This is a genomic window from Arenibacter lacus (genome assembly GCF_008711145.1).
Classification (GTDB): domain Bacteria; phylum Bacteroidota; class Bacteroidia; order Flavobacteriales; family Flavobacteriaceae; genus Arenibacter; species Arenibacter amylolyticus.
The window spans coordinates 1-20,698 of sequence record NZ_VVIN01000028.1; the positions used below are offsets into that span (position 1 = coordinate 1).

Here is a 20,698-nt window from a genome sequence, read left to right on the forward strand (position 1 = left end):
GCATCCACAAATTCGTAGGTAACGGTTACTTCTGGATAGTCCTTTTCCATGGCTTGTACGGTTTCGCGCCATAGTCTGGAAGTTTCCAAAACATTGGCTTTGTCTACACAACATAATTTTTTGGAGCGGGTCATAGCTAATTCAAATCCCTTTTTGGCCAAACGCTGTACTTCCTCACGAGAATAGGTACAAGTGTCATAGGCAGTATTGTCATTATCTTCCCTACCTCTTTTTCCAAAATAAATACCTCCTGTAAGTTCTCTTAAAATAATAAGGTCTGTCCCTTCTATTCGCTCTCGCTTTAGAGGAGATTTATCAATAAGGGAAGGAAAGGTAAAGGTGGGTCTTACATTGGCAAATAAGCCTAGCTTTTGTCTCATTTTAAGCAATCCTTGCTCTGGTCTTACCTTAGCAGACGGGTCGTTGTCGTACTTGGGGTCTCCAATAGCTCCAAATAACACGGCATCGGCAGCTTCACAAATGGCATGTGTCTCATCCGGGTAGGGCTCTCCTACGGCATCTATTGCCGCTGCACCAGTTAGGGCAGGAGTCCATGTGATTTCGTGATTGTATTTTTTTGCGATCGCATTGGATACTTTTACCGCCTGATCTATAACCTCAGGTCCTATTCCATCTCCTGCTAAAAGGGCAATGTTTAATTTCATTTTATGTGTTTTGGTTTATGATTTTATTAAGGCCGAAAACTAATTTCCTAGGCCCTAAATTATATTCAACATTTTTTCGGTGGCTTTAATCGCCGATACGGTCTGGTCAGAATCCAACCCTCTGGAAGTGAATTCCTTTCCATCCCTATCCCAAGTAATGATAGTTTCACACAGTGCATCCGAACTACTCCCTGGGGGAATCCGTACCGCGTAATCTACCAAGTTGGGTAATTTTAGTTTTTTGCTGGCATATACCTTTTTAAGGGCATTCATAAAAGCATCATACTGTCCGTCTCCTTGGGCATGGGCCTCAATTAACTCGCCATTAATCTCGATGGCGAGGGAAGTGGAGGGCATTAGGCCCTTGGAATGGGTAAGTACGTACGACTTTATAAAAACCTTTTGTTGATAGGCGTTGCTATCCAGTACATCGGAAATGATAAAGGGAAGGTCGTCCTTGGTGACCTTTTCTTTTCTATCTCCCAATTCAATGATCCTTGCCGTAACCTTTTGGAGTTCCTCATCGTTTAGGGTTAGTCCCAATTCCTGTAAATTCTTTTGGATATTGGCTTTACCAGAGGTTTTTCCCAAGGCATACTTTCGCTTTCTCCCGAAGCGTTCTGGCATTAGGTCATTAAAATATAAATTCTTTTTACTATCCCCGTCGGCATGGATGCCGGCAGTTTGAGTAAATACGTTGTCACCTACAATTGGTTTATTGGCCGGGATACCAAATCCGGTAAACGCAGATACCACCTTACTTACTTTGTGTAAGGATGTTTCGTTTACGCCAACGGATACCTCTGGCAAGAAATCGTTGATTACGGCAATTACACTGGCCATAGGAGCATTTCCAGCTCGTTCTCCCATACCATTTACGGTAAGGTGAAGCCCATGACAACCGGCCTTTACAGCCTCCATAACATTGGAAACACTTAGGTCGTAATCGTTATGTCCGTGAAAATCGAAATGCAAATCCGGATAAGCCGCTACAATTTCCGAGATAAACTCCTTGGTCTCATGATGGGTAAGAACCCCCAAGGTGTCTGGAAGCAATATTCTTTTTACGGGCTGAGTGGATAGAAAATCCAAAAACTCAAAGACGTAGGCTTTGGAGTCTTTCATCCCATTGCTCCAGTCCTCCAAATAAACATTGCTGTTGATGCCTTCCTGCTGCGCAGCAGCTAGGGTAGCTTCAATTTCTTTGAAGTGTTGTTCCGGGGTTTTCTTCAGTTGATGGGTCAGGTGGTTCATAGACCCTTTGGTCAATAGATTTTGAACTTTTGCACCGGCTTTTTTCATCCATTCCAAAGAAACGCCTTTATCTACAAAGGTTAGCACCTCTATGCGATCTAAATGTCCAACCTCCGCTGCCCATTCCGTAATCTGTTGTACGGCAGAAAGCTCCCCATCGGAAACTCTGGCCGACGCTACTTCAATCCTATCTACTTTCAGCTCTTCTAGCAAGAGTTTTGCCAAGGTAAGCTTCTCGGATGCTGAAAAGGATACCCCCGACGTTTGCTCGCCATCACGTAGGGTGGTATCCATTATTTCAATTTTTCTTTTTTTCATTTAAGCGGAACTAGTGTAGGTATGCCTATTACCCATTTAGCCACATAACCCTTATCTGCAACTCTCATACGTGGGAGTGCAGATAATGGGTGTAGTAAAGTGGGTAATTGTAAAATCAACTTTTTAGTAAAAAATATTATAAGGGAGCTTTTTCTGCAAACTCACGAATATCTTCCTTGATATTTAATAGATAGTCGATATCGTCAAAACCATTTAGCATGTTCTGCTTTTTATAGTCGTTGATGTCAAAGCTTTCCTTTTCACCGGTAGCGGTTAAGGTAATGGTTTGCTCTGGTAGACTTACCACAATCTCTGTCTTGGGATCTGCCTCAATCGCCGTGAAAATCTTATGAAGGAATTCTGGACTAACCTGTACTGGAAGCACTCCGATGTTAAGACAGTTGTTTCTAAAAATATCTGCAAAGAAGCTAGAGACTACACATCTAAATCCATAGTCGTAAACCGCCCATGCCGCATGCTCACGGGAAGATCCAGAACCAAAATTCTTTCCTCCAACCAATATTTTACCACCATAGATGGGGTTGTTTAAAACAAAATCCTTTTTAGGAGTATTGTCTGGATGGTATCTCCAATCGCGAAATAGATTATCTCCAAAACCTTTCCTTTCGGTGGCCTTAAGAAAACGTGCTGGAATGATCTGGTCCGTATCCACATTTTCTATAGGAAGTGGAACTCCGGTTGATTTTAAAACGTCAAATTTATCGTATGCCATTATTATTACTTTTTTTGCTTAGCGCTATGCGCTTAGTGCGAATTGTATTTTATTTCTTGTTCTTAGGATTTAGTGGGCCAATTCTTCCATCAACACCCTTGGATCGGTAACTTTTCCGGTAATTGCCGCTGCTGCTGCCACTAACGGACTAGCCAATAGGGTTCTAGCCCCAGGACCTTGTCTACCTTCAAAGTTTCTGTTAGAGGTACTTACCGCGTATTTTCCTGCAGGTATCTTATCATCGTTCATGGCCAAACAAGCAGAACAACCTGGTTCGCGCAAAGCAAATCCAGCTTCTTGCAATACTTCAAGGATGCCTTCCTCTTTTATGGCATTAACCACCTTATGTGAGCCTGGTACTAACCATGCCGTAACGTTATCTGCTTTTTTCTTTCCTTTTACAATAGAGGCGAAAGCCCGAAAGTCTTCAATACGCCCGTTGGTACAACTTCCTAGGAAAACAAAATCGATTGGTTTTCCAATCATATTTTCCCCTTCCTTGAAGTCCATATAATCCAAGGATTTTCTGAAGGTGTCTACAGCGCCCTCAACATCTTCGGCCATTGGGATGTCCTTAGATATTGCCATTCCCATTCCAGGGTTGGTACCAAAGGTGATCATGGGTTCTATGTCCGAGGCATCAAAGGTTATTTCTTGATCAAATTGGGCTCCTTCATCAGATTCTAAGGTACTCCAGTAGGCCATTGCTTTATCCCAAGCAGCTCCAACAGGGGTAAATTCTCTTCCTTTAATATATTCAAAGGTTTTCTCATCCGGGGCAATCATTCCACCACGGGCACCCATTTCTATACTTAGGTTACAAACGGTCATCCTACCTTCCATACTCATATTGCGGAACACCTCACCTGCATATTCAACAAAATATCCAGTAGCACCAGAAGTAGTAAGTTTAGAAATTATATAGAGTGCAACATCTTTTGGGGTAACCCCAAAGTTTAGCGATCCATGTACATTAATTCTCATGGATTTTGGCTTTTGTTGCATAATACATTGAGTGGCCAATACCATCTCTACTTCAGAAGTGCCTATCCCAAAGGCAATGGCACCAAAGGCTCCGTGGGTAGAAGTGTGCGAGTCCCCACAAACTATAGTGGCTCCAGGCTGGGTAATTCCATATTCGGGACCTACTACGTGAACAATTCCGTTCTTTTCGTGTCCCAATCCCCAATAGGAGATATTGTGTTCTGCCGAGTTTTCCTCCAAAGCCTTCAACTGATTGGCAGAAAGAGGATCTTGTACAGGTAAATGTTGATTGATGGTTGGGGTGTTGTGGTCTGCGGTAGCAAAGGTTTTTTCGGGATACATCACTGGGATGTTCCTGCTTTTTAGGCCACGAAAAGCTACTGGACTAGTAACTTCATGAATCATGTGGCGATCTATAAAAAGTACATCCGGACCATTTTCAATGGTGTGTACAACATGGGAATCCCAAACCTTATCGAATAACGTTTTCTTCATTTTCGTGTTTTATATACTACTTATTTTTTATTAGCAAGAGGTAATCGCTCTCAAATACAATCAAGCTAAATTAAGACTATCTTATAAAATCTTGAAATTAAGTTGGCGAGAATTACGATGTTCAACGTGGTAATTGGGGCTGTAGGGGAGCAAAAGTTGAATTAGTTCGCTCTGGAAATACCGCCAATCCTGTACCTTAGGAAGTAATGGTTGTGCCTATCACTAGTTGATGAACATCGGTGTCTAATTAAAAACGGGGAACAAAAAATATTTTTTGTTCCCCGTTGGTAGTTGATATTTCTTGAAAAATCAACTTAAAAAACTATCCTTTATTTAGCTGCCTTGTCTACCACAATTCTAGCATCCCTATTGGCTAACTCCCAAGCGGTAAGGAATACCAACCTGGTTCTGTTTTCCAATAGATCGTAGTTAATTTTGTCTGGAGTATCCCCTGGTCTGTGATAGTCGTCATGGGTTCCGTTGAAATAAAATATAATTGGAATATTGTGCTTAGCAAAATTGTAGTGGTCACTTCTATAGTAGAAACGATTGGGATCGTTGTCATCATTATAGGTGTAATCTAGCTCAATATTCATATACTTTTGGTTTACCGCCTCGGAAATATCATGAAGTTCAGTACTTAACTTATCGGCTCCAATTAGATAGATGTAATTTCTATCCCCTGTTCTTTTAGGGTCTATTCTACCTATCATATCAATATTTAAGTTTGCTACGGTTTCAGACAATGGAAATATTGGGTCGTGGTCTGTATAATATCTAGATCCCAACAATCCTTTTTCTTCTGCGGTAACGTGTAAAAATACAATGGATCTCTTAGGACCGTGGCCAGCATCTGCAGCCGCTTTAAAAGCCTGTGCTATTTCTATCATACCAACCGTTCCAGAACCATCATCGTCTGCCCCGTTAAAAATTTCCCCTTCCTTGTTAACACCTACGTGGTCTAAGTGGGAAGAGATAACAATGTATTCGTTCGGCTTCTCCGATCCTTCGATGATTGCTACCACATTTTCAGATTGTACATCCTCATTGCTGCTCTCAATATTTAAAACCAATTGGGTGGCAATGGTCTTGGAGGAATTTTCCTCTAGAATATTTGGCAATAAGGCATTAGCTATAGAGCTGTCTACCAATAAGTAAAAGAAATTCTCATTGTTGTCTGCCTTAAGACCCATACGGCCGCTATCATTAGCTTTCATATGGTTATACCTATTCTTAAAGCGGCCGTAGTTGTCCGTGTCAAAGTAAATTACACCCAAGGCACCTTTGTCTTGTGCCAACTCCATTCGCTTACCAATGGACTCGGACATATTGCTCCATACAGATTTCTCGGTAGTCCCGGAAACAAGGTAGTTGCCTTGTGCATCAACAGGTTCCCCTGCCTTCATCAAAACAATTTTACCTGCAACGTCCAATCCAGTATAATCCGAGTAGTTTTCATCCTCTATTCCATGGTCTACATATACAATCTGGTCATAATTACCCATTGCTTGTGTAAAGCTAAGGATACCTTCTCCATTCGCATATTCCTTTCCATTAATAGAAATACCTCCTGTAGGTAACTTGTTAATGGTTAAGGGCACGTCTTGATAATAGTTTCCATCTTCCTTGGCTGCAGGAATTCCCATTTTAACATATTCAGCCTTTATATATTCTACCGCTTTCTTTTGTCCAGGTGTTCCGGTATCTCTTCCTTCAAACTCGTCTGAAGCATAAATGTAGAGATGCTCTTTTAATTCCGATTCCGTAATGGTCTCCGCATAGCTAAAGGGGTCCACGTTTTCCAACGGTTCTACCGCTTGCTTGGAAACGGTCTTTTGCGATGAATTGCACGCCATGGTGAGTCCTAGCGCAACAAACAAAATTCTTTTCATTGTGTGATATTAATATTAATAGATTCTGAATTTGTCAAAAATAGGTAAAATAAAAGGGATACTTATGTAGTATTATTAGAAAACTGGAAAGGATTATGCCTTATAGATCGTTTACGGTAAAAGGGGGGTAACTAGGTACCCTAAAATACTAAATGGGTATCAGAGGGATCCTGTTACATACCGTGCAGGGGCTACTGCGATTAGTATTGGGTTATCTCCCCTTCTATTTCTCTAAAAAACTCTTGTGTTGTTGATATTGAATGAATTACATTTAAGGACCAATTAAACTTTAACTTATGGAAATAAAATGGGAAGGGGTAATGCCCGCAGTGACTACCAAGTTTACAGAGGAGGACAGCTTGGATTTAAAAATGTTCGAGCTAAATATCCAGGCGCAGCTAAAAGCGGGCGTTAACGGAATAATTCTGGGAGGTACCCTTGGCGAAGCCAGTACCCTTTTGGATGAGGAAAAGAAAACATTGGTTCTGGAAACTGTAAGGATGGTAAGCGGTAAGGTGCCGGTTATAATCAATATTGCAGAACAAACAACCAAAGGCGCCATTGAAGCTGCACATAAAGCAGAGAAATATGGGGCTAGTGGATTAATGGTGCTCCCACCCATGCGCTATAAAGCAAACGATTTGGAAACCGTTACCTATTATAAGGCGATTGCCAAAAGTACGGACCTGCCCATTATGGTATATAATAATCCCGTGGATTATGGTATTGAGGTTACTTTGGATATGTTTGAAGAATTACTGACTATCCCCAATATTCAAGCCGTTAAAGAATCTACGCGCGATATTTCAAATATAACCCGAATAAAAAATCGTTTTGGAGACCGATTAAAGGTGCTTACTGGAGTAGACACCTTAGGTTTAGAGAGTATACTTATGGGGGCCGATGGTTGGGTTGCCGGTTTGGTGTGTGCTTTTCCCGCAGAGACAGTAGCTATTTATAAATTAGCAAAAGCCGGAAGAATTGAGGAAGCCCTTGCCATTTACCGATGGTTTTTGCCCTTGTTGGAGTTGGATATTACCCCACAACTTGTTCAAAATATTAAATTGGCAGAGGTGGCTACGGGATTGGGAACGGAAATAGTCCGTGCCCCCAGACTGCCACTATCCGGGGACGAGAGGAAACGGGTATTGAAAATTATCGAGGATGGGGTTAAAAATAGGCCTACACTTCCACAATTATAAGAATACTCTTTTGGGGTCATAGACTTCTAGTATCATAATTTAACACTGCCTTTTATAAGCTAGGTTAAAATGTTACATTAGTGCTAGAAAATCTACTTGGTAGCAGTTGGTTAATTAAACAGCAATTAAAAAATGATTACAGGAAAGAACTATATAGGGGAAGCGCAGTCAGGGAAAGGTGATAAAACCTATCACACGTTTAACCCTAAACTCAATATTCCCACGGAATGGACTTTTTATGAAGCCAACCATGAAGAAATTGAGGCTGCAGTTGAAAAAGCATCTAAGGCCTTCAATTCTTATAGTAAACTTTCACACAGCCAACGGGCCAGTTTTTTAAATACCATTGCCGATGAAATAGAGGCCTTGGGAGAGGAATTGATTACCGTGTATACGCAAGAGTCTGGATTGCCGGAAGGCAGGGCTAGGGGGGAGCGCGGTAGAACCATGGGCCAATTAAGGGCGTTTGCCACCTTGTTAATGGAAGGTTCCTGGGTAGAGGCAACCATCGATACGGCCTTGCCAAAAAGGGAACCGCTTCCCAAGGTAGATCTGCGTAGCATGTTGATGCCCATAGGGCCAATTGCGGTCTTTGGATCTAGTAACTTTCCATTGGCATTTTCCACGGCAGGTGGAGATACCGCCAGTGCCTTAGCAGCAGGTTGCCCGGTAATTGTTAAGAGTCACCCTATGCATGCTGGTACCGGAGAACTGGTGGCATCTGCCATCATTAAGGCCGCAAAGGCCACGAATATGCCAGATGGTGTTTTTTCCAATCTAAATAGTAGTGATGTTACCGTGGGCCAACTATTAACCATGCACCCTAAAATTAAAGGTGTTGGCTTTACAGGAAGTATCAATGGGGGCATGGCACTATATCGCCTAGCTAATCAGCGAAAGGAACCCATTCCTGTTTTTGCCGAGATGGGTAGTATCAACCCCGTAGTGGCCTTGCCGAAAGCCTTGGAAGAAAAGGGAGCTTATTGGTCTGCCCAATACGCAAACTCCATTACTTTGGGAGCAGGACAATTTTGTACCAACCCTGGGTTGATACTGGGGATGAAAGGAACGGAATTTTCCAATTTTGTAAACAAGCTATCCAAGGAAATAGAAAAAATTGAGCCCGCGTGTATGCTTCATCCCAATATTTATGAAGGCTACCTAGAAGGGAAACAGGAATTATCTTCCCAGGCCAATACGAAGCAAATTGCCGATTTTAAAGGGGATACTCCCCCTAATTATGCGGCCCAAAGTGTAGTTACCGTAGAAGCAAGCACATTTCTAGAAAATCCTATCCTTCACCGGGAGGTCTTTGGTCCATTCTCTATAGTGGTAAGCTGTACGGACCAAGAGGAATTGCTCCAAGTTATTGGTGCGTTAGAAGGGCAACTTACTGGAACCATCTTGGGTACGGAAGAAGAATTAAAAAATTTCCCAGAGCTGCCCAATGCTTTGATGCAGCGGGTAGGGCGTATTATATTCAATGGAGTCCCAACAGGGGTAGAGGTCTGCCCGTCTATGATGCACGGTGGACCCTTTCCCGCTTCCACGGATAGCCGATTTACTTCGGTAGGGACCTCGGCCATAAAACGATGGGTGAGACCGGTATCTTTCCAAAGCTGGCCAGAGGATCTATTGCCCCAGGCATTGCAAAATAACAATGTGTTAGGGATTATGAGGCTGGTAAATGGAGAAAATACGGATCGTAATATCTAAGGTTTAATGGCACGAAAAACATTCTTTTGTGTTGATGCGCATACCTGTGGAAACCCAGTTAGGGTTGTGGCAGGTGGCGGTCCGCAGCTTCATGGGAATTCCATGAGTGAAAAACGGCAACATTTTTTACGGGAATACGATTGGATAAGGAAAGGACTTATGTTTGAGCCCAGGGGGCACGACATGATGAGCGGGAGTATATTTTATCCCCCACAAGATCCCGAGAACGATTGTGGCATCCTTTTTTTGGAGACTAGTGGATGCCTGCCCATGTGTGGCCATGGTACTATTGGTTCTATTACTATAGGGATAGAGGAAGGCTTATTATCGCCCAAAACGCCAGGAACCATCAAATTGGAAACTCCGGCAGGATTGGTAAAGATCAGGTACCAACAAACAGGAACAAAGGTAGATTGGGTACAGTTGACCAATGTAAAATCCTATCTAGCTGCTTCCGAACTTACTATAGATTGCTCGGGATTGGGAGAATTGGTTTTTGATGTAGCCTATGGGGGCAACTTTTATGCAATTGTAGATCCCCAAAAAAACTTTCAAGGTATTCAGGAGTATTCAGCAGCCCAATTAATTGGCTATAGTCAAGAAATACGGAAAAAAATCAATCTAAAATACCCAGATAAATTTGTTCATCCAGAAAACGATACCATAAGGGGACTAAGCCATATTCAATGGACAGGTAAAACCTTAAGTGCCTCGGCTACTGCTAGGAACGCGGTGTTTTATGGCGATAAGGCAATTGATAGATCTCCCTGTGGTACTGGTACATCGGCAAGGATGGCGCAATGGCATGCCAAAGGAAAATTAAAGTTGGGCGAACCTTTTGTCCATGAGAGTTATATTGGGTCTCAATTTACGGGGATTATAGAGGAAGAAACCTCTATAAACGGAATAAAAGCAATTACCCCTAGTATTAAAGGGTGGGCAAAAGTATATGGATATAATTCCATCATAATTGATGATGAGGATCCTTATGCCCATGGATTTCAAGTTTTGTAATATGGAAAAAAATGTATTGATCGTTGGTGGAGGTATTGCCGGACTCTGTTCAGCGTATTTTCTGCAAAAAGAGGGGCATCAGGTTACCGTTTTGGATAAGTCGGACATGAAATCTGGAGCATCCCATGTAAATGCAGGTTATATCACCCCCAGTCATATCATTCCCTTGGCTTCCCCAGGGATGATCTCTAAAGGGATTAAATGGATGTTTAATCCTACCAGTCCCTTTTATATGAAGCCGCGTTGGGATAAAGACTTTATTAAGTGGTCTTGGTATTTTCATCGTTCTTCTACCAAGGAAAAAGTGGAAGTGGCCGGTCCCTGGATCAAAGAAATCAACATAATGAGTAGGGAGCTTTTTACGGATATAAAAAATTCGGGCGATTTAGGGGATTTCCAGTTGGAGAGAAAAGGCCTTTTAATGCTTTATAAAACAGACAAGGAAGGCGATCATGAAATGCAAGTGGCCAATAAAGCCGCTTCCCTAGGATTGGAAGTACAGTTTTTGGATAAGCAAGGGTTAGATGCGCTGCAACCTAATGTAACCATGGATGTAAAGGGGGCTATACACTACGAATGTGACGGACATACCACGCCTACGGAATTTATGGAGAAAATGATTGCTCACTTAAAGGAGGTGGGCGTGCAAATAAAACCCCATGAGGAGGTGATAAATTTCCAGTTTGCCAACGGAAAAATAGACCAGGTAATTACCGATAAGGATACCTATGCGGTAGATGAGGTGGTGCTGGCCTCTGGAACATGGAGTGAAAATCTTTCTAAAAAATTAAATATTAAACTGCCCTTACAGGCAGGGAAAGGGTATAGGATCAATGTGCACAGACCTACCGGAATTACCATCCCGGCTATTCTTATGGAGTCTAAGGTGGCGGTTACCCCTATGACCAATTACACTAGGTTTGCGGGAACTATGGAGTTTTCTGGGATCAACTCAGTGATTAGAAAAGAGCGGGTAGCAGCCATCGCCGATGCCACTTCTAGGTATTACCCCGATATTAAGATCAATCAAGAAGAAAAGGAAGCTGCCGAGAGTGGGCTACGGCCTATATCCCCGGACGGACTGCCCTATATTGGGAGATCTAAACATATAGATAATCTAACCTTTGCCACCGGGCATGCCATGATGGGGTGGAGCCTAGGGCCGGCCACCGGAAAATTGGTATCGGAAATCATCTCGGATAAAAAGACAGGTATGGATATTAGTGGTTTCTCCCCAGATCGGAAGTTTTAAGGCTTAAGGGCGGTAAGCAGAACAGCTTTAAGGGAAAAGGTAAACCACCCTTGTCATTTTTATCCGTTATGAAATTATTTTCTATATGGGTTTATATGTTGTCTAATCAGTTTAGGCGGAATTAATGGTCATTCCCCAATTTCCCCGATTAAATTAAAGCCGCCCTTCACAAGTAGCCTATCACTATCCTTTACATCGCCCCAATTGGTTATGGCAGTAAACCCATTATAACTATCACCTATGGCAACCTCTTTGGCCTCAAAAGTATAGCCTTCCTGGTCTTCGGCCACCAAGACCAAAACATAATGATCGTTAGCAACGGATATAATACCATCGTTCAATATTCCTTTAAGTTGCTTACTGTTTGTTATGATACCTGCCTCTACAAACATACCAACAGCAAAAGAGTGGCTTTCTCCTTCGGGTAGATGTCCATGGACCCTAACCGTCCTATTTTCCATATCAATGGAAGTACCTACCAGGTATACCTCTGCGTTGTATATTTGATTAGAGGCTTCGGGAATCTTAAATTGTATGTTTTGCCCCTTTTTAATTTCCATGATGTCCTTTTCAAATACCGATAATTCTAAATGAATATGATCGGTATTTATTATCTCCATAATTTCATCGGAAGGCGCAACATATTGTCCTGGACTAACATTCACCTCGGTTATGTTCCCTGCTATAGGGGCAAAGATGGTTACTTGGGAGACTATATTTCCATTTTCTACCTTATCGGGTGAAATGTTCAGCATTTGCAGCTTTTTCCGCAGGCCCTTGTATAATGCTAAATTTCGCTTGTACTCGCTTTCTGCCCTTAAAAAATTCTTTTGGGAGGTGATCTTTTCCTTTAAGAGGGATTGTTGCCTCTCAAATTCCGATTTAAGGTAGACAAGCTGCTCTACAGATTCCATGTATTCTTGCTGTAATTCAATAAACATCGGATTTTCCAAGCTCAGCAAGGGTTCTCCTTTTTTTACTTTATCGCCAACCAATAAGGGAGTTTCTTTTATATAACCCCCTATAAAAGCGCTTATAATAGCCATGTTTTGAGGCGGCACGTCTATGCTTCCCCTAACTTCTACCAGCTTCGGAAATTCTTTTTCAACCAAACTTCCCAATAGCATATTCTCTCCTTCAAACTGTGCTTTGGTTACCCTAATGGAGGTCTCGGCCTGGGCCTCAGCTTCTTCAGGGGTAGGGAGATTATTTTTGTTGTTCTTGTTTCCACATGCCGTAAGGATAAGCAGCAGGGAAGTGGCAATAAGTTTATATGGTACACTTAACATAGTAGTTTTTTTATAGGTTTAGGTAATTAATGGCGATGATGGTCTGATTGTAGGCATTGAGGTTCTCTAGGTAACTGAGATTAATCTGATACCCATTTTCCATACTTTGGATGTATTGAAAAAAATCTATTTCCCCACTTTGATAACTCAAGGTCGCTGTTTTAATAATTTCATCTGCAAGTCCTTGCCCTTCGGTCTCATAATAGGAAAGTACTTCGCTGTATTTGTTTAATTGGCCCATTAGGGTTTCATATTTCGCCCTGAGACGTATGGTGTAATCTTCCATTTCTGTGCTTGCCACCTCTTTGGCTATTTTAGACGCCTTAATTTTGGAGGCATTACCATTAAAGAACAAAGGGATTTTTACCCCTACCTGAAAGCCATAGAGGTTTTCCCCCAAGGTGGCATTGGTACCCTGAAAATAGTTAATACTTAAATCGGGTAACAAATGCTGTTGTTCTAGATTGCGCTTGGCACGAAATAGTTTATTTCTATTTTCAAAAAACCGTATTCCTGCATTATCTTCTATTGGGGAAGGCTGTAATTTTAATTTCTCCATAGGCGTGCTCCTTACAGAAAACAGGGTGTCTGCTTGCACCATATTAGACAGTTCGTACAGGGCTATTTTAGAATCTTCAACAGCTTTTTTAAATAGGGCCTGTAGTTCTTTTTGTTTGGCCTGAGCGGTTATTTTTTCCAGGTAGTTGCTCTCGCCAAGTTCAAATTTACGTTGGGCGGCATGTGAAAACCGTTCATAAATAGCGTTTAGCTCACTATAGACTTTTTCTTTTTGTCTGGCGTATTGGAGCTCGTGGTAGGCAGCGGCTACCTCTTGTTGCAAAAGAAGCCGTTTTATATCATACGCACTATTTTCTATTCTATAATGGGCCTTGTTTACGCCTTTTTCGGCAAAGTACACCGTGGGAAACATGAAATTTTGTTGAATGCCGAATACTTTTAAGGGCTTGTTATTAAAAGCCATATTATTTTGATCGTAGTGGTAGTACACTTCTGTTTTGTCAAAATTAAAGGCGCTACCTATCAAGGCCTTAGACTCTTGTGTCCTTAGATCTGCTGCTTTAAGACTGGCATTATTCTTAAGCGCTAGTGCGTGTATATCCTCATAGCTTAATCCCTGTTCCTGTGCGTGTATAAATCCAGTGCTAATCAATAGTAGCAATAGGGTGCTAGGAAGTTTAATGTTGGTTTTTCTATTATTTGCGTCATGCTTATCCTTTCTGTGAAATAGGGAGTATAAGATAGGAAGAACTACAAGCGTTAATAGGGTAGCACTAATTAGTCCGCCAATGACTACCGTGGCCAAGGGTCGTTGTACTTCTGCTCCAACATTTGTGGAGATGGCCATTGGTAAGAATCCCAATGCTGCTGCAGAGGCAGTAAGCAATACTGCCCGCAACCTATCCTTAGATCCTTGTATAATAAGTTGGTCCGAATATTCCATACCTTGCTGTTTTAATTCCTTGAAATGTTCTATTAGTACAATTCCGTTTAACACGGCGATTCCAAAAAGTGCTATAAAGCCAACCCCTGCAGAGATGCTAAAAGGCATATCCCTAATCCATAGAAGAAAAATACCTCCAACGGCCGATAATGGAATTGCCGAATAGATTAACAGTGCGTCTTTTACCGATTTAAAAGCAAAATAGAGCAATATAAAAATGAGGAATAAGGCCACTGGAACCGCTATTAATAATCGGTTTTTGGCACTCTGTAGATTTTCAAATTGCCCTCCATAATCTATGGTATACCCTACGGGCAACTTTATATTGGCATCTATAAGGTCTTGCACATCGTCTACTACAGATTGCAGATCCCGGTTCCGTACATTTACACCCACTACAATCCTTCGTTTGGTATCGTCCCTAGATATTTGAGCTGCTCCTTGGGTATACGTAATAGTGGCAAGTTCACTCAAGGGAATTTTTTGGCCGGTGGGGGTATCTACGTAAAGATTTTTAAGATTAGAGATGTCCTTTCTGCTTGTTTTATCCAATCTGAGTGTTAGATCGAATCGCTTTTCACCCTCAAAAACACTTCCTAGACTTGTCCCAGCGAATCCCATAGATATGATCTGGTTGAGGTCTGCAATATTAAGACCATATCTGGCGATTTTGGGCCGATCAAATTTCACGTTCATTTGTGGTAGTCCCTCCACTTTTTCAACGATGATATCCGCGGCACCCTCTACATTTTGAATCAGGTTTTTTATTTCATTCCCCTTGCTTTGTAGAATGCTTAAATCCTCCCCAAATATCTTTATGGCGATATCGGCACGTACACCGGTGATTAATTCGTTAAATCGCATTTCGATAGGCTGGGTAAATTCTACTTCCATCCCGGGGATTACGGATAATGCTTCCTTAAATTTATCGGCCAATTCATCCTTAGTTTCGGCAGAAACCCATTCTTTTTTGGGATTAAGGGTAATAATGACATCACTTTCTTCCATAGACATGGGGTCTGTTGGGACTTCTGCGGCGCCAATTCTGGTAATCACCTGATTTACTTCTGGAAAATTCTCCAATAGTATCTGTTCTATTTTTGTAGTAATCTCAACAGTTTTACTTAAGGAGGTTCCCGTTTTTAATACAGGTTGAATTACAAAGTCGCCTTCATCCAAGGTAGGGACAAATTCGCCTCCCATGGTGGTGAATAGGTAAATGGAAGCTGCCAGGAGTAGTGCAGAAATTCCCAATACCACCTTTTTCTGATGTAAAGCCCATTTAATGACCGGATCGTAGGCCCTGTTTAGTAATGCCATTAACCTTACGGATATATTTTTAGGAGAGGTGTCGGAGGGCTTAATCCATAAGGAGGCAGCTACCGGCACATAGGTAAAGCATAGTAACATGGCACCCAGCAAAGCAAAACTAAAAGTAAGTGCCATGGGTTTAAACATTTTACCTTCTACGCCACTAAGCGATAGAATGGGAATAAAGACAATAAGAATAATCAATTGTCCAAATATGGCCGAATTCATCATTTTAGAAGCACCTTGAAAGGTGATCTTGTTTCTTAATTCCTGTCTTTTACCTAGGGCAATAGTAGTCAGCTCGTGTCTATTTGTGGTCATTTGATAGGCGATGTATTCCACAATGATCACCGCCCCGTCTATGATTATCCCAAAATCTATTGCACCTAAGCTCATAAGGTTGGCATCTACATTAAATAGGTACATCATGGAAAGTGCAAACAATAAACAAAGGGGAATCACGGATGCTACTACCAATCCAGAGCGGAGATTACCCAACAATATAACCACCACAAAAATTACGATTAAACACCCCAAGATGAGGTTTTCAGAAATCGTATAGGTGGTTTTCTCAATAAGTTCGCTCCTATCCAAAAAACCGTTGATATAGACGCCTTCTGGCAAGGATTCCGAAATTATATTAATTCGTTCGTGAACTGCATCGATCACTTTTTTGGAATCGGCATCTTTTAGCATCATAATCTGCCCCAATACCTTTTCGCCCTCGCCGTTCCCGGTGATGGCTCCAAAGCGTGTGGCGCTACCAAAACCAACTTCAGCAACATCCTTAATATAAATTGGAAGAGAATTGGTGGTTTTAATTGCGATATTTCTTATGTCTTCTAAAGAGGAGATAAGTCCTTCGCCACGTATAAAATAAGACTGATTAACTTTCTCTATATACCCACCCCCAGAAACGCTGTTGTTCTTTTCCAAGGCCGTAAAAATATCGCCAATGGAAATATTCATGGCATGCAACTTATTGGTGTTGATGGCCACTTCATATTGTTTTAGATGACCACCCCAGGTATTCACTTCCACAACACCGGGTATTCCAGAAAGCTGTCTTTTTACCACCCAATCTTGAATGGTTCTAAGTTCCATTAGAGAGTATTTGTCCTTATATCCTGGTTTAGTATCCAAGATATACTGATATATTTCACCCAAACCGGTGGTAATGGGGCCCATTTCCGGGGTGCCAAAGCCTTCGGGGATTTTTTCGGAAGCGGATAGTAGCTTTTCGGAGATTAGCTGCCGGGGCAAATAAGTGCCCATTTTTTCCTCAAAAACGATGGTGACTACCGAAAGTCCAAATCTAGAGATTGACCGTATTTCTACCACTCCGGGTAAATTGGCCATTTCCAACTCCACCGGATAGGTAATAAACTGTTCCATATCTTGGGTGGATAAATTTTTAGAGGTTGTGATTACCTGTACTTGGTTATTGGTAATGTCTGGGACGGCACCAATAGGAATCTGGGTAATGGAATAGAGTCCAAAACCGATAATAAATAAGGTGAGTAAAAGAACAAGTAACTTATTCTTTAAACTGAATTGAATAATTTTGGATAGCATAATTCATATATAAAAGATTTACGAGCTATGGGTGTATAGCGCGATATAAAAAAGGATGCCTGAAATGAATTATGCGTGTTTGGGAGGCTGAAAGATATTGGTATTCGTTATCTCTTCGTAGGATTCTTGATAAAAAAAGCCAGACATAGTATCTATGGCAGGGGGTGTTTTTGGTATTTTAATTGAAGTCTCGCATAAAACAAAGGCCGTAGCGGCATATATACAAGGTTGATGGTTTAAGGGAAGTCGCTCATGATCTTTATGCTCCTCTTGGTGCTCCAAATGATGCTGCACTTTTTGGGATCCATAATGCTTGGAAACAAAATCGATCAAGTTATCCCCATATTTCTCTTTATGGAACTGGGCGTGGGAGAAAAAATCTTGTAGTTGTACAATGTTCACCATATCCATGTGAAGGCTTTGGACAAAAAGCAAGATCGATAGTGCTAAAGAAAATAATTTACCCATCGGCGTAAAGGTAAAAAATTATTGGGCAATAACCATAAGACTCTTGTTAACCGATAAGGATAGTATTACTAAACAGACCCTAACCAACTTAATAACCTACCCTATACTAGTATGACGGTCTGTAGCGTCTTAATTTTCACAAACTACAAAGCTTACCCTTATGAAATACTCCCTTAATTGCCCTACTAGATTAGCGGAAATCTTAGGTGTATATCTTCTTCCAAGAATCTAAAAGTGGATCATAAATAGTTTAGTCTTTATTCAATAATGCCTGCTGTAATAACTCTTTTTTATGTCTGCTTAAAGGAATTGACTTTTCTTGAATAACTACGCTAGAACCATTGTACTCCTCTATTTTTTCTAGATTGACTATATAGGATTTATGAATGCGTAAAAATTTATCTGCAGGTAATTGCTGGGCAAAGGACTTCATGGTTGAAAGAATAAGAAGTCGTTTTTCCTTACAGAAAATCTTGATATAATCGCCATAAGCCTCTACCCAAAGAATCTCATTTAAAACCAGTTGGGTTTTCTTTAGTTGGTGGGTGATATAAATGGATTCTGGTGCGGTTTTGTCGGTAAGTTCTAGCTGATGGTTTTGGAGAGCCTTTTTTACGGCATCATTGAGCCTGTTTTTGTCCAATGGCTTTTTTAAATAATCCGTAACATTATAATCAAAAGCCTTTAAAGCGTGCTCTGCACTAGATGAAATTACGATGATTTGTGGTTTTTCTTCCAAGGACTCCAAGAGGTCAAATCCGCTTACCAAAGGCATTTCAATATCCAAGAAAATTAAATCTACTTCGTGTTGCTCAAGATAATCCTTGGCTACTTGGGCATTTTCAAACTCTCCCAATAAATCGAGACGGATATTTTTACTTATCAGCTTGGAAATGCTGCGTCTTTGGATGGCCGAATCGTCTATTAATATACATTTAAGTCTATTTTTCTTCATATGGTTCATTTTCACAATACACCACACTCCCCTAATTTTTGGGAAAAAGCTTAAATCACCTTTGGTCATTCCTACCGTGACAAACACGGTAAAGATGCCTCAAGATCAGGAGGATGTAGCGGGGGTTACTAGGCTAATATACGCTACATTCCATTAAATGGATGTTGAAATTATAAAACTAGTTCTAATTTAGAACGATTTCAGTCTACTGAAGTCATGACGAAAAGCGATCCAAATCGATTATTAATAAATCTCTAAACTGCATATATTTGGGGATGTTCAATGCTATTATGGGTTTGCTTTTTTGTTTTATTAATGACATTATATAGCTAGTTTTGTAGTATGGTAAAAAAATACTTGACAATTTTTATTTCTGGAGTTTTTTATACGCTGGCACTGCTTTCCTTTGAGAGTCTTAGGGCTCAGGAATTGGAAGTGTTTAGGTTGCAGGATTATAATTTAAAGGGAGCTGTTAAATCCTGTTTGGTATTTACCAACTATGGGAAGGAGGAGTACGAATTTAACAGAGAGGGCCTACTTACCAAGTCGGTAACCCGGTATAATGATGAAGATTATGATATTACCCTTTATACCTTGAGAGATGGTCAACTACTGGAAAAGCGCGTTGAAAATTATAGGGACGGCGAATTTGTTAGGAATACTTCCTTAGCCCATGTCTTTAGAGTGGATACCATTGGAAACATGAGAATAACGGAGAAAATCCTTTCTTATAATAAGGAATTTTTAGATTTATACGAATATGGGTATGACGAGCAGGGGAAACTGATTTCCATTAAAAGAACCAACCGAAGTGGCATAGATGAAACAACCATAAGCTATGAAGAGGGTACAGAAGCGTCTACCGAAACCCATTATTTAAACGATGTGGTTTTAAAATCTATCCACACTTCAGCTATTAAGGACAAGGAAAAAAACCAAAGGATAAGGATTTTGACTAAAGAGTTTATGGAAGGGGAGCCGTATAGGGCCCTTGAGCAAATCTATATCCCATTAGACACTTTGGTGACGGAGGTTAAACTTTCCTTCAATAAAAAGAATAACGACTATCTCCCCACCGAAAGGATCTATTATGAGTACAACTCCCGTGGGGATGTAAAGTCGGTAAGAACGGTTAAGAATAATAGGGAAACCGTAAAAAACTACCATTATCAGTACGATGGGGAAAACGGGAATTGGGTGAAAAAAATTGTTACCCCAGACAATACCTATGTTACCCGTAGAATAACGTATTACCCTGCGGAGAAAACAGAATAAATTACCCCTAAATAGGCATTTTAAAGGAAGTAACTACAAATAAAAGATCTCCGCTTTGTTGATTGAAACATAGTGGAGATCTCTCTAATACCTATTTTAATTAGGTATTCTATACTAGTGGATAATCCTTTGCTGAGTACGCTTTCCTCATTTCACACTTAGATTGTTAAGTGTATCTTTTTGCGTTTAGAGAATAGGTGGAGGCATGATTGATGACCTCTACCTATTAGCTTTAAGACAATCCGTAGCTAGTAAATTTAAAGCTTATAGAATATTCCCTTCTTCGTCAACTTTTATATTTTTTCTATCGTTATCACTTCTAATCTGTAATTGATAGAATTTTGTTGCTCCCTTATCTTCAAAATAGGTTACTCTATAAATATCCTTGTGGATAAGCCATCCCGGATACAGCTGATGAAGTTTATCTCTAACTGGTGCCGGAGGGGTAACATCTTTAAATTTCTCAAAAGTGGAAATTACTTTTCCATTGTTATCATAAGTGGCGATTATTCTACCATTGGTTTGAGAGAAGATAACTCTGAAATCGTCAAAATCCCCATTGAAATTAGGGTCTTCGGTTACGTCGTAATTAGCAACTTCTTTTTGTAGGTTTTGTACATACTCTGGCGTAGATTCGTTGCTTACCTTACTGTGATACGTAAAGTTGTACATAGGGGTAATGGTAACCCCTTCCAATTTAACTTCCTTTCCCTGTTCTTCTTTGTCATTTCCATTGGTTTGCGAGAACCCAACAGTGACCAGACAGCCCATTGCCAGTAATAAAAGTGATTTTTTCATGATTGATGAATTTATTGATTAATAGTACTTAAAATTAACG

The 20,698-nt window shown here is 40.8% G+C and carries 15 protein-coding genes; 5 read left to right on the plus strand and 10 right to left on the minus strand.

From position 1 onward, the window contains the following. From F1E73_RS09740 to F1E73_RS09760, 5 genes are all read right to left on the minus strand, one after another. On the minus strand, positions 1–665 hold a 665-nt coding region (locus tag F1E73_RS09740; RefSeq protein ID WP_262714302.1), incomplete at its 3' end, for an isocitrate/isopropylmalate family dehydrogenase. A 54-nt stretch (positions 666–719) separates the two neighbouring features. Continuing rightward, positions 720–2,237, minus strand: a complete 1,518-nt coding sequence (locus tag F1E73_RS09745; RefSeq protein WP_086477657.1) for an alpha-isopropylmalate synthase regulatory domain-containing protein — start codon at positions 2,235–2,237, stop codon at positions 720–722. A 136-nt stretch (positions 2,238–2,373) separates the two neighbouring features. Beyond that, positions 2,374–2,970, minus strand: a complete 597-nt coding sequence (leuD, locus tag F1E73_RS09750; protein WP_086477656.1) for a 3-isopropylmalate dehydratase small subunit — start codon at positions 2,968–2,970, stop codon at positions 2,374–2,376. A 69-nt stretch (positions 2,971–3,039) separates the two neighbouring features. Continuing rightward, complete coding sequence (gene leuC / locus F1E73_RS09755) at positions 3,040–4,449, minus strand: 3-isopropylmalate dehydratase large subunit (protein ID WP_086477655.1); 1,410 nt, start codon at positions 4,447–4,449, stop codon at positions 3,040–3,042. Positions 4,450–4,778: 329 nt separating this feature from the next. After that, the gene (locus tag F1E73_RS09760; RefSeq protein ID WP_150451798.1) at positions 4,779–6,341 is read right to left on the minus strand and encodes a M28 family peptidase; all 1,563 of its coding nucleotides are present in this window, start codon (positions 6,339–6,341) and stop codon (positions 4,779–4,781) included. Positions 6,342–6,637: 296 nt separating this feature from the next. Here F1E73_RS09760 and F1E73_RS09765 point away from each other — a divergent pair, with 296 nt between their 5' ends. The 4 genes from F1E73_RS09765 to F1E73_RS09780 all read left to right on the plus strand — a co-directional run bounded on the left by F1E73_RS09765 (position 6,638) and on the right by F1E73_RS09780 (position 11,525). Then, positions 6,638–7,543, plus strand: a complete 906-nt coding sequence (locus tag F1E73_RS09765; protein WP_086477653.1) for a dihydrodipicolinate synthase family protein — start codon at positions 6,638–6,640, stop codon at positions 7,541–7,543. A gap of 132 nt (positions 7,544–7,675) precedes the next feature. Then, positions 7,676–9,259, plus strand: a complete 1,584-nt coding sequence (locus F1E73_RS09770; protein WP_150451799.1) for an aldehyde dehydrogenase (NADP(+)) — start codon at positions 7,676–7,678, stop codon at positions 9,257–9,259. 6 nt (positions 9,260–9,265) lie between these two features. Further along, positions 9,266–10,273 (plus strand): 4-hydroxyproline epimerase, encoded by a 1,008-nt coding sequence (locus tag F1E73_RS09775; RefSeq protein ID WP_150451800.1) that lies wholly within the window; start codon positions 9,266–9,268, stop codon positions 10,271–10,273. 1 nt (position 10,274) lies between these two features. Next, positions 10,275–11,525, plus strand: coding sequence for an NAD(P)/FAD-dependent oxidoreductase (locus F1E73_RS09780; protein ID WP_150451801.1), 1,251 nt, complete (start codon positions 10,275–10,277; stop codon positions 11,523–11,525). A 128-nt stretch (positions 11,526–11,653) separates the two neighbouring features. On the opposite strand, the gene F1E73_RS09785 is transcribed toward F1E73_RS09780, so the two are convergent. The 4 genes from F1E73_RS09785 to F1E73_RS09800 form a co-directional block, all read right to left on the minus strand. Then, the gene (locus tag F1E73_RS09785; protein WP_086477649.1) at positions 11,654–12,814 is read right to left on the minus strand and encodes an efflux RND transporter periplasmic adaptor subunit; all 1,161 of its coding nucleotides are present in this window, start codon (positions 12,812–12,814) and stop codon (positions 11,654–11,656) included. Between the two features lie 10 nt (positions 12,815–12,824). Continuing rightward, the gene (locus F1E73_RS09790; RefSeq protein WP_150451802.1) at positions 12,825–17,162 is read right to left on the minus strand and encodes a CusA/CzcA family heavy metal efflux RND transporter; all 4,338 of its coding nucleotides are present in this window, start codon (positions 17,160–17,162) and stop codon (positions 12,825–12,827) included. Between the two features lie 69 nt (positions 17,163–17,231). Further along, entirely contained in the window at positions 17,232–17,630 is a 399-nt protein-coding gene (locus F1E73_RS09795) for a hypothetical protein (protein WP_086477647.1), read from the minus strand. A 250-nt stretch (positions 17,631–17,880) separates the two neighbouring features. Beyond that, positions 17,881–18,585, minus strand: a complete 705-nt coding sequence (locus F1E73_RS09800; RefSeq protein ID WP_086477662.1) for a LytR/AlgR family response regulator transcription factor — start codon at positions 18,583–18,585, stop codon at positions 17,881–17,883. A gap of 357 nt (positions 18,586–18,942) precedes the next feature. Here F1E73_RS09800 and F1E73_RS09805 point away from each other — a divergent pair, with 357 nt between their 5' ends. Then, positions 18,943–19,860, plus strand: coding sequence for a hypothetical protein (locus F1E73_RS09805; RefSeq protein ID WP_223883403.1), 918 nt, complete (start codon positions 18,943–18,945; stop codon positions 19,858–19,860). Positions 19,861–20,124: 264 nt separating this feature from the next. Here the strand turns inward: F1E73_RS09805 and F1E73_RS09810 are convergent, their stop codons facing one another. Further along, positions 20,125–20,658, minus strand: coding sequence for a hypothetical protein (locus F1E73_RS09810; RefSeq protein ID WP_086477645.1), 534 nt, complete (start codon positions 20,656–20,658; stop codon positions 20,125–20,127). Positions 20,659–20,698: the final 40 nt, after the last annotated feature.